The organism is Ureibacillus yapensis (assembly GCF_003515775.1).
Lineage (GTDB): Bacteria > Bacillota > Bacilli > Bacillales_A > Planococcaceae > Ureibacillus > Ureibacillus yapensis.
Window position 1 is genome coordinate 312976 of sequence record NZ_QWEI01000002.1, and the last position, 14312, is coordinate 327287.

Here is a 14312-nt window from a genome sequence, read left to right on the forward strand (position 1 = left end):
TGTAACATTAGTCCCTATCATAACATATTTTATCTTACTCTACACAGCTTCAAACAAAGTTGCTAAAATTTAATCCAAATCAATTATATTTTAACAATATTGATTTAATATGAAATGGACTTCTAGAAATGATTCACCTAAAATTGGGAGGAGGTGGTAAATATGAGGTACTGGATTATCTATTTAGTGATTGCATTCTTTTTGGGAGTAGTACTGGCAATTTTTGAATGGCCGTTCTGGATTGCTGTTGTTTTCTTAATGGCCATTTCGTTTATTTTTATAGGTGAAATGCTTTACACAATATACATAAGCCAGAACAGCAAAAGAGTTGCAAAATTTATAAAAAGCAAACAAAAAGAGCCGATTTACCGATATGTTTATATGCAGGGCCATGGTTCGAAGGAAGATCAAATTGAAGCCATTGATGCTATATTGCATAAATACAAGCAACCCCATATTCAGCATTACTATCGGTGTCTTCAGTTCATATTGAAAGAACGGTATGAACTTGCCCTGGAGGAAGCAAATCAAATTAACAAAGAACCTCTCATGACCTATAGCAATGCGCTGGTTTTTGCCCAAATGGGTAAAGAAACAGAAGCGCTTGCTTATTCCTTTAGCAAGGTTTGGATGCAGGAGTCCATATTGGCATCTGTTGCCAGGACTAAGCATGACCGCATATCTTTTGAACGCCATGCGCAGGCTGCCATTGACTCTTCACGCGGCGTCCAACGATTAAGTTTAATTTATGCTTTTAACAATTAGCAAAAATAGCCCCCTCATCCTTAGCGAGGGGCTATTTTTTACCTACTTGAATGCTTGCGCCGCCTTTACCGCTTTTTTCCACCCTTCATAGAGAGAGACTTGCTGTTGCTCTTCCATGTTTGATTCAAATTGTTTTTCCAAATTCCAATGCTGTGCAATTTCTTCTTTGCTGTCCCAAAAACCTACTGCAATCCCGGCTAAATAGGCAGCCCCCAAAGCCGTTGTTTCATTGATGGCAGGCCGTTCTACAGGGACATTTAAAAGATCCGCCTGGAACTGCATCAACAAATTGTTTTTTACGACCCCTCCGTCTACTCGCAGCGATTTCAATGATAAACCGGAGTCCGCTTCCATCGCAGTTAAAACGTCCTTTGTTTGATAAGCCAATGATTCCAATGTGGCACGTATAAAGTGTTCTTTCGTGGTTCCGCGTGTTAAACCAAAAACGGCACCGCGCACTTCACTATCCCAATAAGGCGTGCCCAAACCAACAAAAGCGGGTACCACATAGACTCCCTCGGTACTCTGGACTTTTTCGGCATATCGTTCACTTTCAGCAGAATCACGGAACATTCTTAGCCCATCACGAAGCCATTGTATGGCAGAACCTGCTACAAAGATGCTCCCCTCGAGCGCATATTGCACTTTGCCATCAATTCCCCAAGCAATGGTCGTCAATAAACCATGTTTGGATCGCACTGCTTTTTCTCCAGTATTCATCAACATAAAGCAGCCTGTTCCGTACGTATTTTTCACCATTCCGGATTCAAAGCAAGCTTGGCCGAATAGAGCAGCCTGCTGGTCCCCTGCTATACCGGCAATCGGCACTTCCACACCGAAGAAATGCTTTTTTGAAACATGTCCGTAAATTTCGGATGAATTCCGAACTTGCGGCAACATGGAGGATGGAATCCCCAATATGCCGAGCAATTCTTCATCCCATTCCAACTCGTAGATGTTATACATTAACGTCCGGGAGGCATTGGAATAATCCGTTACATGGACTTTGCCTTCAGTTAATTTCCAGATGATCCATGTATCGATTGTTCCGAATAACAAGTCTCCTCTTTCCGCTTTTTCTTTTGCTCCTTCGACATTGTTCAAAATCCATTTTACCTTTGTACCTGAAAAATAGGCGTCAATTAGCAAACCTGTTTTTTCGCGAAATAAATCGTTATATCCCGCTTCAATCAATTCCGAACATATCCCGGAGGTTTGTCTTGATTGCCAGACAATCGCGTTATAAATGGGCTTTCCTGTCGTTTTATCCCAAACAACGGTTGTTTCCCGCTGGTTCGTAATCCCGATGCCGGCAATTTGTTCGGGCCTTATGTTTTTTTCAGTTAGCACTTGTGCAATCACAGAAAGAATCGAACTCCAGATTTCGTTCGCATTATGCTCAACCCAACCCGCCTTGGGAAAATATTGACGGAATTCCCTTTGTGAAATATACTCCACTTCTCCTTGCCGATTGAACAAAATCGCTCTTGAACTTGTTGTCCCCTGATCCAAAGATAAAATGTACTGCTCCATTCTTTTCCCCTCCCCTGTTAAATTGCTGAAGTTAAATAAAGATGGTTCTACTGATATTTTATCATTCTACTACCAAAATAATTTCATTGACAATAAAATACAATGAACCTTTCATGAAAACTATGCTATGTATTTCCTTACCCCCTCAAAGAAAAAAGGATATGCCTTTCCTGGACATATCCTTACTTTTCCCTTATGTGAAACATCAAGGAAGCAAAATTATTGCTCTCTGTGAGCAGCTTCGTCTTTTATTTCTTCTCTAAATCCTTCAAGCGCTTGTTTGCGGCGATCATTTTTGGACTGGATCTTTGCTTTTTCCTCTTCGCTTGAGAAAGCCATTGTTTCTTCAGCAGCTTCAATGTTCTCCAATGTATTCTGTACCATTGCCTGCAATTTTTCTACATTGTCCGAACGATCATCACGATTGGGTTTCTGATGTTTAGCCATAGTTATTCCTCCTGCCATCTTTTTAAAAATACGTCTATAGTTTGGTTTCTTTAGAATCGTTTATACACGAATTTTCGATTACTTTGCTAAAGCGAAAAAAAGAAAAAACCACAAAAGTTTGTAGCTTTTGTGGCTTTAAATATTCACAATATCAACTTATTCTTCTTCTTTTGCATTTTCAAATTGAATGGCAGTAATATGCACGTTTACTTCATTCGTATCAATTGAAGTCATATTAAAGATTGCCTGTCTGATTACGCTTTGAACTTCTTTCGCAACTTTCGGAATGGAATAGCCGTATTTAACGGAACAATAGACGTCAATGACAATCTGTCCTTCTTCTCCAATTGTTGCTTTAACACCTTTGGAATGCACTTTTTTCCCCAAGCGTTCTGCAACGCCTGATGCAAAATTCCCTATTGTCGCTGCTACACCCTCAATCTCCGTTGTTGCTATTCCTGCTATAACTTCGATTACCTCAGGTGCTACTTCAATTTGACCAAGTTCTTCTTTGCCAGAAGGAGTTGGTTGTACGAAAGCTTTTGCTACTTTCTCAGCCATCTTCTTCATCCTCTCTTACTTGATAAATCTCGGGTTTCCTTTCCTGTGAAAACACGAGTTTACAAAGACTTCTATTCTCATTAATTATACACTATTCTTTTCCAAAAGGCTGTAGCTGAATGCATCTTCTTTCTCAGGAATCCTTCCAGACCTTGGACAGCAGTTCAAATGATTTTTTGCGTTTTTTCTGATCAAATATTGGGCTGTTCACCATTAGCTCATCCATTTCGCGGTGGCGCATAAATTCAGCCAATTGCCCGTAGACTGTTTCGCTTGAACCAAAGAATGTATATTTTAATTGTTGCATTACGGCTTTCTTTTCATGTTCTGACCAAATTTCGGACATATCTCTCGGCGGCAAAGCTTTTCCTCTTTTCCCTTTGATCATTCCCAGGAATTGCTGGAATAAGGTACTCGCCAAAAACTCGGCCTCTTCATCCGAATCGGCAACAATGGCATTGATGGCCACCATGGCATACGGCTGTTCCAGCACGTTTGAAGGTGTGAAGTTTCTGCGGTAGGTATTTAAAGCATCGTCCAGCAAGTCAGGTGCAAAGTGACTTGCAAAAGAATATGGCAATCCCAGTCGGCCGGCGAGTTGTGCACTATACAAACTGGACCCCAATAACCATACCGGAATATCCATGCCTTTCCCTGGAACCGCAATTACCGGTCGCTCGACATTCTCAAAATAGCCCATTAATTCATCCACCAGTCGATCAAATTCATAAGCTCCCCGATCATCTCTTCGCAATGCACGTGCTGTCAACATATCGGAACCAGGCGCCCTTCCCAACCCTAGATCGATTCTTCCAGGGTACATGGATTCCAGCGTTCCAAATTGCTCTGCCACAACCAAAGGAGAATGATTCGGCAGCATAATACCACCGGATCCCACTCGAATCGTGGTCGTCGCTGCAGCCAAAAAACCGATTAAGACGGCTGTCGCGGAACTGGCAATTCCTTGCATATTATGATGTTCCGCCACCCAATAGCGGTGATATCCATAGCTTTCTGCTGCTTGAATCAACTCCCGGCTGTTTTGAAACGAATCAGCCGGTGTCCCGCCTTCCAATACAGGCGCTAAATCAAGCACTGACAATTTAGGCAACAAAGTACTCTCCCCTTTCCAATCTCTTATAAGTATAATCGGAATTCGATGAGTTATCATTTAATTGAACTTTCATTTACTAACAGGCTTATATTAAATCCAGTTAGCCAACAGCTTTTATAACCATTTTATATCAACCAGACCATTTAAATTGAAATGAAGGTTCAGTGCTATACGATGGAAATTTTTCTAATCCACCCTAAAATTTTGAACATAAAAAACCTCCTGATCGATTAGGATCAGGAGGCAGCTTAAAATTATTTTGTTCGCCCGGTTGAATTTTTTATTCGCCGGCTGGAGTTTCTTCTTTTTTGGCTGTTTGCAAAATATCGTTCTCTTCAAGGAATTTTGTATTGAACTTTCCGGATTGGAACACTTCATTGTTCATTAACGCATGATGGAATGGAATTGTGGTATTGATACCAGGTCCATCCACTTCAAATTCACTTAAAGCACGGCTCATTTTAGCAATGGCTTCCTCACGGGAATCCGCATGAACAATTAATTTCGCAACCATTGAATCATAATATGGCGGAATTGTATATCCGGCATATACAGCCGAATCAACCCGTACACCGAATCCGCCTGGCGTGATATACGTATCAACTGTTCCTGCTGAAGGCATAAAGTTTTTATATGCATTTTCGGCATTGATGCGGCATTCAATTGCCCAACCATTGATTTTGATATCCTCTTGCGTGAAAGGAAGCGGTTCTCCTGCAGCAATTTTTAATTGTTGCTGTACCAAATCCACGCCCGTAATCATTTCCGTTACAGGGTGTTCTACTTGGATTCGTGTATTCATTTCCATGAAATAAAATTGATCCGCTTGATAGTCATAGATAAATTCGATTGTACCCGCGCCTTCGTAATCGCAAGCTTGCGCCGCTTTCACCGCAGCCGCTCCCATTTCGGCACGTCTTTCTTCAGACAGTGCAGGAGACGGTGCTTCTTCCACCAACTTTTGCATACGTCGTTGAACGGTACAATCGCGCTCGCCTAGATGCACAACGTTGCCATGTGCATCAGCTAATACCTGGATTTCGCAATGACGGAAGTATTCAATGAACTTTTCCAGATAGACGCCCGGATTGCCAAAGGCTGCAGCAGCTTCTTTCTGTGTAATTTCAATGCCCTTAACCAGATCTTCTTCCGTACGAGCTACACGGATTCCTTTTCCGCCGCCGCCCGCTGTAGCTTTTATGATTACCGGATAGCCGATTTCACTTGCCCATTTTTTGCCTGTTTCGATATCCGGAACAATGCCTGTCCCAGGAACAAGCGGAACACCGGCTTCTTCCATCGTACTGCGTGCAACGTCTTTTATGCCCATAATTTTAATTGAATCAGAAGATGGACCGATGAATTTAATGCCAACATGCTCACAGCTTTCCGCAAAATCCGCATTCTCCGCCAAGAAACCATAGCCTGGGTGGATTCCATCTACACCGGTTTTTTGGGCAACACCCAAGACCGCCGGGAAACTCAAGTAAGAATCCTTGGATAATTTTGGACCAATGCAATAAGCTTCGTCTGCTAATTTCACATGCAGCGCTTCACGATCTGCTTCTGAATATACTGCTACAGTTTCAATCCCGAGCTCTTTACACGCACGGATAATTCGTACCGCAATTTCGCCGCGGTTTGCAATCAATACTTTTTTCATCATTAAAGTCCTCCTTACTCAGGTTTCACTACGAATAATGGTTGACCATATTCAACCAATTGACCGTCTTGTACAAGAACTTCAACAATTTCACCTTTGATTTCTGCTTCTATTTCATTGAAAAGTTTCATTGCTTCAACGATACATACAATCGTATCAGGGCTTACTTTGTCTCCTGCTTTTACGTATGCTGGAGCATCCGGAGATGGAGATTGATAAAATGTGCCGACCATCGGGGAAGTAATTTTATGTAATGACGAATCATTTACATTCACACTCGCAGTTTTTTCTTCTGTTTTTACTTCTATTGCTTTTGGCGCTTCAGCTGCTGCCGGTGCAGCGACTGCAGTTTGTTGCACCACAGGAGCCGCTTCTTTTTTAGGAACTGCAACTTCCATTACAACGCCATTATTTTTTTTCAATTTTAGTTTGGCTCCATCGTTTTCATAGACAAATTCATCAATGGATGAAGCGTCTACCAACTTAATAATTTCTCTTAGTTCTTGAATTTTGAACATGAAAACACCCCTTATGTTTTATAACTACAGTTACCATTTTATATTCTTTTGATTCATTTTTAAATACATAATTAAATTTTTCTAAGAAAATGCGAAAAACAGTGCTTTCGTTGTTATAACGAAGGCACTGTATAATAGTTTTGAATCAAAAGTTATATCAGAATATCTTTTTTGTTTTAATAGTAATTTGATTGGGCATTTACTGTTACATCTGCATTTTCAAGTTCCGTTTTTATAATATACACAATCTCATTTGCTTGCTGTTTCGTTAGCTGCTCATCACTGATGACTGAAACCGCGACTTTTTCTCCTTCAACTCGTACCAATGAATCGGCATAGCCTAGGGACTTGATCAGCATTTCCAGCATCGCTTCGGAAGATTCTTGTTTGATTAAGGCATTCATTTCATTAAATGCTTCATTTTTTTCTTCAGCCGACATTTCTTCTGATGCAATTTTTTGTGTAAGCTGCTCTCTAAGTTGGTCTCGCTCATTGCTTACTTCCATCCGCATTTCGTCAAAGACGTAGCTTTCGGAAGTTGTAGCTGCAATTTCCTCTTCAGAAACACCTGTTAATGTGGTTTCCTGCAACGTGTCATCTGTAAAGATCGTTGTTAAGTCCACATTTCGATTAGGTTCAAACACATAATATACTGAAATCACTGCCGCCAAACTTAATAACGTTAATAACCAAACGGTTCTTCTTTTTACTTTCATTGTTCATCTCCTTTGTTCTCCATCGGTACAATCATAATTCTGTGAGCAGGCATTTGCATTACTCGACTAATGGTATCCAAAAGTTTTTTTTGAATAGCGGGATTAGACGCCCCTTCCGATACAACGAGCAACCCTGATATATATGTCGGTCCTTCACTTGAACTTAAGTATCCATCCAGCAAACTATTGGATTCGCTTTGATTTTTTTTGACATCATAATGGAAATATACTTTTACTTGTCCAACACCTTGAATCTGACTGAGGGCTTGTTCAAGTCTGCCTTCTTCTGTTGATGCATTATATTGCTCAGTTTTTGAATCATTCCACGTAACAGAAATGTACGCTAGGAATACGAATAGTGCGATCGGAATAAAGATCAGTTTTTGTTTTGTCCATTTCTTTTCCACCTCACTTTTTCTTGGCGCCCCCTTTCACTAAAATCCTCTTGGCTTTTGCCCAGAGCCTTCACCTTTGCCCAGTTCTTTTTGATTGATGAAAAACGCTTTCTTCTGGTTGAAAACCTTTATACTGAACAAAGTTTCATGATTTAACACATTGTATGAAGCAAGTCCACACTCTATGCTTTAGAGTTTAAGAAAATCTAGCACGGTTGTTAAAAAAATTAAGAGAGTTGCGAGTTTGACATAGACAAGAATGTCTTTTTCATCAGCAAGCAATAGTAAACATTTTCCTATTAATACAATCGCGATTAATTTAATCAAAAGCTTTTTCCCACCCCTAGTTGCAAAATAACCATTAAAATGAGCCATATGAAAACAAAAGCGATGCCTAGAAGAATGGCTACTGCGCATAGCAGCAGCAAGGATTTTCCCACATCATCCAAAAGTCCGCTGACTGTACTTCCCGTAAAAGGTTCCACTACAGCCGCTATAAACTTAAATGTAAGCGCATGAATCAGCAGCCTTCCTGCAGGGTAGAAAGAAGCCCCCCAAAATGCCGTCATTGTGCTGAATCCAATGACTGTTGTTGCAGTGGATTGATATTTGTGAAAGATTGTAAACCCTTCTACAATTAGATGGCCCACAATAGGCACCGTTTGTTCAATCACTTTTTTTACCGGGCTTGCAATGGCTTGGTCAATCGTGAAAAATGCAACGCCCGTAAAGGACAGCACCGTTACCATAGCTATCAGTGAAGCCGTGATCAATGCCATCACACTTCCGCGAATCAAATCGGCCGCCTTGGAAAAGGAAATATCTTGTATGAACCTTGTACAAAAATCAAGAATGAGCGCCACGGTTATGGCCGGTATCAATATTTTTTTACATAGAATGATGAGCATTTCGAAGATAAACAAAATAACAGGACTCCATGCGATAAACGAAAAAACAGCATTCAATACAACGAGCAGTGACGTCAAAATGGGGGTAATGGCCAAGAAAAAATCAGATGCAATGTTCACTAGATTCCCCATTAATTCAAAAGCTTCCATCACTGTTTGTCCAAGCGTCAAAACCAGGATAATGATAAACAATGCATCTGCCCATTTTTTAAACTTTGGTACAAATGCTTCTACCATCAAAAATAGAATGGTATACGTCAAAATTAGCAGAATGGATCTTCCAGCAACTTTCAATGGGTCCATAAAGATCGACAAAATTTCATTCATTTGCAAAGAGCCCCTTACTGAAGCTTTTCTAAAATTGACGAGAAATCAAAAAGCACTTTTCCCAGTTCGCTCGTCCAATAAAACAGCAAAACGATACGAACCGAGAACATGACCATTTCGCCAAAGGTTTCATATTCTTGTTCTTCAAAAATGGATTGAAAAAACAAGCCAAGCTGATAAAAAAGTGCCGAGTATACAAGCTGCGGGACATAAGGTACTGATTGCACATAAGAAAGAAGCTGATCCAAAAAAGGAATCGTGAGCATCGACAGCAAGAAATAAAGCAGAACAAAAAAGAAAATAACAACAATGATGCCATGCAGCTGATAGATGGTCTCTTTGATGAAAATCAACAATAACATCAAAATGACTGCGTAAATTAAAAATGTCATAGCGTTCCTTAACTTAAGTTAAGCCATTGGAAGAATGTAAGAATATCGTCAAAGAATAGACGCAAAAACCGAATAAGCTCTGCTGTTATATACAGATATGCAATAAAAAATAGAAAGAATGAAAATTCCTTTTTGCCGATTTGCTCAAAGAAAACATGAAGCAAAGCAATGATCAGCCCTACCCCCGCTACTCGCAAAACGTCCTGTAACTCCATCACGACGCCTCCTTGTGTAAGGCAATATATGAGCTTGTTCAAAAAAATAGACCTTCCCCTACGGAAAAATGGCCGGTAATAGAATCAAATAGGCCTTGGTCTATTTATGGCCACTGGTACTCTTTCGGTACGTTGGCTGCATAAATTGAAACACAAAAAAGACCACCCAATCATGAGTGGCCTTTCATCTAGATTATTGATTTATTATGCACGGGAGACGTATGAACCTTCCGACGTGTTGATAATTAGTTTATCGCCTTCGTTGACGAAGAATGGAACTTGGACAACAAGACCTGTTTCCATAGTAGCTGGTTTAGAGCCGCCAGAAGCAGTATCCCCTTTGATTCCAGGTTCTGTTTCTTTTACTTCAAGCGTTACAGTGTTTGGCAACTCGACACCCAACATTTCGCCTTGGTATGATTGAATGTGCACTTCCATGTTTTCAAGAAGGTATTTTAACTCCTCTTCAATTTGTGCACTTGCCAGTTCAGTTTGCTCATAGGATTCCATATCCATGAATACGTGGGAATCGCCTTGTGCATACAAATATTGCATTTTACGGTTATCGATTTGCGCTTTTTCCACTTTTTCACCAGCACGGAACGTTTTTTCCGTTACGTTGCCGTTACGTAAATTACGCAATTTCGAACGAACGAACGCAGCACCTTTCCCTGGTTTAACGTGTTGGAAATCCAATACGCGGTATAATTGGCCATCGATCATAATTGTAAGGCCGGTACGGAAATCGTTTACTGAGATCATTGTTGTTTTCCTCCATTATAAAATAATCAATTCTTTTGACGAATGAGTCAATTTTTCATTGCCTGCTTCTGTGATTAAAATATCGTCTTCAATACGAACTCCGCCAATTCCCGGCAGATAAATGCCTGGTTCAATTGTTACAACCATATTCGGTTCCAGGGTTGTGTTAGATCTTGAAGAAAGCCCTGGCCCTTCATGAACCTCCAGCCCAATTCCATGCCCTGTGGAATGTCCGAATGCTTCGCCATAGCCTTTTAATGTTAAATAATCCCGCGCCACACGATCCGCTTCGATCCCATTCATGCCAGGACCTACTTTTTCAAGAGCGAGCAGCTGGGATTCCAAGACCGTATGATACATCTCAACAAGTTTTTCCGATGGTTGGCCAACTGCAATTGTACGGGTGATATCTGAAATATATCCATTATATAATGCACCGAAATCGAGCGTGACGAAATCGCCTTTTTCAATCACTTTATCAGTTGCAACTCCATGCGGCAATGCACTGCGCACTCCACTCGCCACAATTGTGTCGAAAGATGAAGAAGTTGCCCCAAGTTTACGCATGAAAAATTCCAATTCATTCGCAATTTCAAGCTCGGTTAATCCTGGCTTGATAACTGTCAAAATGTGCGAGAATGCTTGATCTGCAATTTCACAAGCAACCTTAATAATCTTAATCTCTTGTTCGGTCTTAATCAAGCGAATTTTTTCAATTAACCCAGAAAGCGGCACAAGCTCCGCTTTGATTAGCATTTGGTAGGTTTCATACATCCCATATGTCATGGTATCTTTCTCAAAACCTAGTGTTTTAATACCCATTTTTTCGGCCTGTGAAGCAACTTCTTTAAATAAAACACCTTCGTGCTGAACAATGCGAAAATGTTCGATTTGTTTTTTTGCCTGTTCCGTATAGCGGAAATCCGTTATGAATACGGCGTCATTTTGCGAGATGATGGCGACGCCCGCGGTACCTGTAAAACCTGTCATATAGCGTCGATTATATTCATTTGTAATAAGCAATGCGTCCACATTTTGTTCAGTCAACGCTTTGCGTAGTTTCTCTAATTTAATCAATTGTTTTCCCCCTATCATTGTTCCAGGAACTTTCTTAATGCCAATTCATACCCTAAGGTTCCCAGCCCGCATATTTGTCCAACACACTCTGCAGCTAGCTTGGATTCATGGCGGAACGCTTCACGTTTATGTATGTTGGAAATGTGCACTTCGATCACAGGTACATTTACTGCTGCAATTGCATCACGCAACGCAATACTCGTATGTGTATACGCCCCTGGGTTAAAAACGATTCCATTCAATTGCTCATCTTCGGCTTCATGAATCCAATCGATTAATTGCCCCTCATGATTGGATTGTTTAAACTCAACGGATGCACCGAATTGTGAGACAAGACTAGCGCAGTTTTGCTTCACATCATCCAGTGTTTCGCTTCCATAAATCTCGGGCTCGCGTTTTCCCAGCCGATTTAGGTTCGGACCATTCAACACTAAAAACTTCATCACTATTCTCCCCTTTTTACGGAAATTACCACTATTATTTTATCACAGAGTCCTTATACGGCAACTTATTTTCCTCATGTGCCGCCTGATAGTGGAAAACGGCTGTTTCAAATACGAATCTCGCTGTAATGACAACCGTCACGATAAAAGGAATGGATAGCTTTTTAAACGACTTAAGTTCGGCCGGCAAATCAAAAATGACCCATTCGCATAATAATGCCAAAATCCCTCCAATAATCAGTGAAGTAAAAAAAGGAGGAACCATTTCTATAAATTGCATAACAAGATATAAAACGAACGTAATTAAAAAAATGAAGATCAGTAAAAACAGCCATTTAGTCGCCCAGTGGCTGGACTCAAAAATTTCCAATTTTTTCGTAAACCCTACAGGATTCCATTTAATAAAATGAAAAAGCGATAATAGCTTCAATGAAATGGTCAAGAAAATAGAAGCTGCCAGACTTGTGGCAACAGCTAAATACATCAATGTCAGCACCTCTTTTTGTTGTAAGTTTCGCCAAAATTAAAATTTCATATGCGTAATCATGGAGCTTTTCCTGAAAATTTAGTATAATGGGTAGGTTATTAGTTTCATATTTTGAGAGAGTGGTGCAGAAGTTGAGTAATGAGACACCTGTATACGGGGGACAAGCATTGTTGGAAGGCGTTATGTTCGGAGGAAAAGAACATACCGTCACTGCCGTTCGCCGCAACGATGATTCTATTGAGTATTATTATGCAAAAAAACCAAGAAAACCGATATTTCAAAAACTGAAAAAAATACCTTTTGTTCGAGGCGTGATTGCATTGATCGAGTCATCCGGGCTTGGTGCGAAACATTTGCAATTTTCCAGTGAGCGCTATGATGTCGATCCCGGCGAAGAAGAAGAAAATGTCGAGGAAACGTCCAAACTGCAGATGATTCTCGGCGTAGCGGTAGTAGGTGTTATTTCGTTTTTATTCGGGAAATTTATTTTTACGTTAGTCCCGGTATTTATGGCTGAATTGTTTTCCCCTTGGATTTCGGGAAAATACCCCCAAATCTTCCTGGAGACTTTCTTTAAATTGATTCTTCTGCTGGTCTATTTATATACCATTTCAATGACTCCGCTGATTCGGCGTGTTTTTCAATACCATGGGGCCGAACATAAAGTAATCAATTGTTACGAGGCCGGAATGGAATTAACCGTCAAAAATGTTCAGAACCAGTCAAGACTGCACTATCGCTGCGGGTCAAGTTTTATCTTATTTACGGTCATAATCGGGATGTTTGTTTATTTCTTCTTTCCGACCGATCCACTATGGCTGCGTGTACTTATCCGGATTTTACTGATTCCCGTGGTCCTTGGCATTTCATTTGAGGTACTGCAGGCAACAAATGCTCTAAGAAATATACCTGTTTTAAAATATCTTGGGTATCCCGGTCTGTGGCTTCAATTATTAACAACCAAGGAGCCGAAAGATGAAATGGTGGAAGTTGCCATTGCTTCCTTCAAGAAATTGCATGAAATCGAGAAGAATCCAAGCATCGGCTTGGAATTGACTCATGATTAAGTTTTGAACTACCGTGTTTGGCTAAGCTGCCAAACACGTTTTTTATTCTCGTTGTATTATAGTGTCCGATAAAGTTATTTACATTTTCCGCCATTTTTAATAAGATTACGTCATTACATATTTTAGGGGTCTTGCAGAATGGAATTGGATGTAGTGAAAGTAATCATATTGATATTTTTTGGTTTTGTTGGATCTTTTATTAACGCAACGGTGGGAGGCGGCGGTCTAATCACATTGCCTGCACTTCTTTCGGTAGGTCTCCCTCCTTCAAGTGCAATTGCTACAAACAAGCTGGCGGCTTCTATGGGGAATTTCACGAGCTCCCTGACTTTTTTAAAAGCCGGAAAAATTGATCTGAAGCTGATCGGCCCCATTTTGCCGATTGTCTTCATTTTTTCCATGATTGGTGCATGGACCGTCCATTTAATGGACCCAGCGCTATTGCGGCCTTTAATTATCATCATGTTGATTGTTGTGCTCATTTATACAGTCATCAAGAAAAATTGGGGACAATTGGAGGAGAGAAAAGCGTTTAATTGGAAAAGAGGCCTTCTCTTCTATACAAGTATAGCGCTGCTCGGGTTTTATGATGGCTTTTTCGGACCAGGAACGGGCTCGTTTATCATGTTCGTTTTTCTGTTTGCCGGTTTTGATTTTCTGCAGGCTGCCGGGAACGCAAGGCTGTTGAACTTTATCAGTAATATTGCGGCGCTGATCATGTTCTTGATTTTGGGCGAGGTCGTGTTTGCATATGGATTGATCATGGGGATTTCCATGATTGCCGGGGCTATGATCGGCACTAAAGTGGCTTTGAATAAAGGCGCAGCTTTCGTGAGGGTATTGTTTATAGTGATGACGGTTGTGTTGATTATCAAGAATATCTATGATTATTTCATCGCTTAAAAAAGAGGCAATTTCCATT

General features: G+C 40.6%; 18 protein-coding genes. 3 read left to right on the top strand and 15 right to left on the bottom strand.

What is annotated here, in order from left to right:
• The first annotated feature begins 162 nt into the window (after positions 1-162).
• On the top strand, positions 163-765 hold the full coding sequence (locus D1B33_RS06210; protein ID WP_118875503.1) for a hypothetical protein: 603 nt from the start codon (positions 163-165) through the stop codon (positions 763-765).
• Positions 766-807: 42 nt separating this feature from the next.
• Here D1B33_RS06210 and glpK read toward each other — a convergent pair whose 3' ends face one another.
• From glpK to D1B33_RS06285, 15 genes are all read right to left on the bottom strand, one after another.
• On the bottom strand, positions 808-2298 hold the full coding sequence (gene glpK, locus D1B33_RS06215) for a glycerol kinase GlpK (protein WP_118875504.1): 1491 nt from the start codon (positions 2296-2298) through the stop codon (positions 808-810).
• A 219-nt stretch (positions 2299-2517) separates the two neighbouring features.
• Positions 2518-2745, bottom strand: a complete 228-nt coding sequence (tlp, locus tag D1B33_RS06220; protein ID WP_118875505.1) for a small acid-soluble spore protein Tlp — start codon at positions 2743-2745, stop codon at positions 2518-2520.
• A gap of 156 nt (positions 2746-2901) precedes the next feature.
• The gene (locus D1B33_RS06225; RefSeq protein WP_118875506.1) at positions 2902-3306 is read right to left on the bottom strand and encodes an Asp23/Gls24 family envelope stress response protein; all 405 of its coding nucleotides are present in this window, start codon (positions 3304-3306) and stop codon (positions 2902-2904) included.
• A gap of 133 nt (positions 3307-3439) precedes the next feature.
• Positions 3440-4420: an LLM class flavin-dependent oxidoreductase gene (locus D1B33_RS06230; RefSeq protein WP_233549402.1), complete on the bottom strand. Its 981-nt coding sequence runs from the start codon at positions 4418-4420 to the stop codon at positions 3440-3442.
• Between the two features lie 280 nt (positions 4421-4700).
• Positions 4701-6083 carry an acetyl-CoA carboxylase biotin carboxylase subunit gene (gene accC / locus D1B33_RS06235; protein ID WP_118875778.1) on the bottom strand — a complete coding sequence of 461 codons (1383 nt, stop codon included), beginning with the start codon at positions 6081-6083 and terminating at the stop codon, positions 4701-4703.
• 14 nt (positions 6084-6097) lie between these two features.
• Entirely contained in the window at positions 6098-6601 is a 504-nt protein-coding gene (accB, locus tag D1B33_RS06240) for an acetyl-CoA carboxylase biotin carboxyl carrier protein (protein WP_118875508.1), read from the bottom strand.
• Positions 6602-6777: 176 nt separating this feature from the next.
• The gene (locus D1B33_RS06245) at positions 6778-7317 is read right to left on the bottom strand and encodes a SpoIIIAH-like family protein (protein WP_118875509.1); all 540 of its coding nucleotides are present in this window, start codon (positions 7315-7317) and stop codon (positions 6778-6780) included.
• On the bottom strand, positions 7314-7724 hold the full coding sequence (locus D1B33_RS06250; protein ID WP_118875510.1) for a hypothetical protein: 411 nt from the start codon (positions 7722-7724) through the stop codon (positions 7314-7316). Before D1B33_RS06250 ends, D1B33_RS06245 begins: the two co-directional genes overlap by 4 nt.
• 311 nt (positions 7725-8035) lie before the next feature.
• On the bottom strand, positions 8036-8947 hold the full coding sequence (locus D1B33_RS06255) for a stage III sporulation protein AE (protein ID WP_118875511.1): 912 nt from the start codon (positions 8945-8947) through the stop codon (positions 8036-8038).
• Positions 8948-8961: 14 nt separating this feature from the next.
• Positions 8962-9339, bottom strand: coding sequence for a hypothetical protein (locus tag D1B33_RS06260; RefSeq protein ID WP_118875512.1), 378 nt, complete (start codon positions 9337-9339; stop codon positions 8962-8964).
• Between the two features lie 8 nt (positions 9340-9347).
• Complete coding sequence (locus tag D1B33_RS06265) at positions 9348-9554, bottom strand: stage III sporulation protein AC (protein WP_118875513.1); 207 nt, start codon at positions 9552-9554, stop codon at positions 9348-9350.
• Between the two features lie 204 nt (positions 9555-9758).
• Positions 9759-10316, bottom strand: a complete 558-nt coding sequence (gene efp / locus D1B33_RS06270) for an elongation factor P (RefSeq protein WP_118875514.1) — start codon at positions 10314-10316, stop codon at positions 9759-9761.
• A gap of 15 nt (positions 10317-10331) precedes the next feature.
• Complete coding sequence (locus D1B33_RS06275) at positions 10332-11393, bottom strand: M24 family metallopeptidase (protein WP_118875515.1); 1062 nt, start codon at positions 11391-11393, stop codon at positions 10332-10334.
• Between the two features lie 14 nt (positions 11394-11407).
• Complete coding sequence (gene aroQ / locus D1B33_RS06280) at positions 11408-11836, bottom strand: type II 3-dehydroquinate dehydratase (RefSeq protein WP_118875516.1); 429 nt, start codon at positions 11834-11836, stop codon at positions 11408-11410.
• 34 nt (positions 11837-11870) lie between these two features.
• The gene (locus D1B33_RS06285; protein WP_407656707.1) at positions 11871-12323 is read right to left on the bottom strand and encodes a hypothetical protein; all 453 of its coding nucleotides are present in this window, start codon (positions 12321-12323) and stop codon (positions 11871-11873) included.
• Between the two features lie 131 nt (positions 12324-12454).
• Here D1B33_RS06285 and D1B33_RS06290 point away from each other — a divergent pair, with 131 nt between their 5' ends.
• Both D1B33_RS06290 and D1B33_RS06295 read left to right on the top strand, forming a co-directional pair.
• Positions 12455-13390, top strand: coding sequence for a DUF1385 domain-containing protein (locus D1B33_RS06290; protein WP_118875518.1), 936 nt, complete (start codon positions 12455-12457; stop codon positions 13388-13390).
• A gap of 138 nt (positions 13391-13528) precedes the next feature.
• Entirely contained in the window at positions 13529-14293 is a 765-nt protein-coding gene (locus D1B33_RS06295) for a TSUP family transporter (protein ID WP_118875519.1), read from the top strand.
• Positions 14294-14312 lie beyond the last annotated feature (19 nt).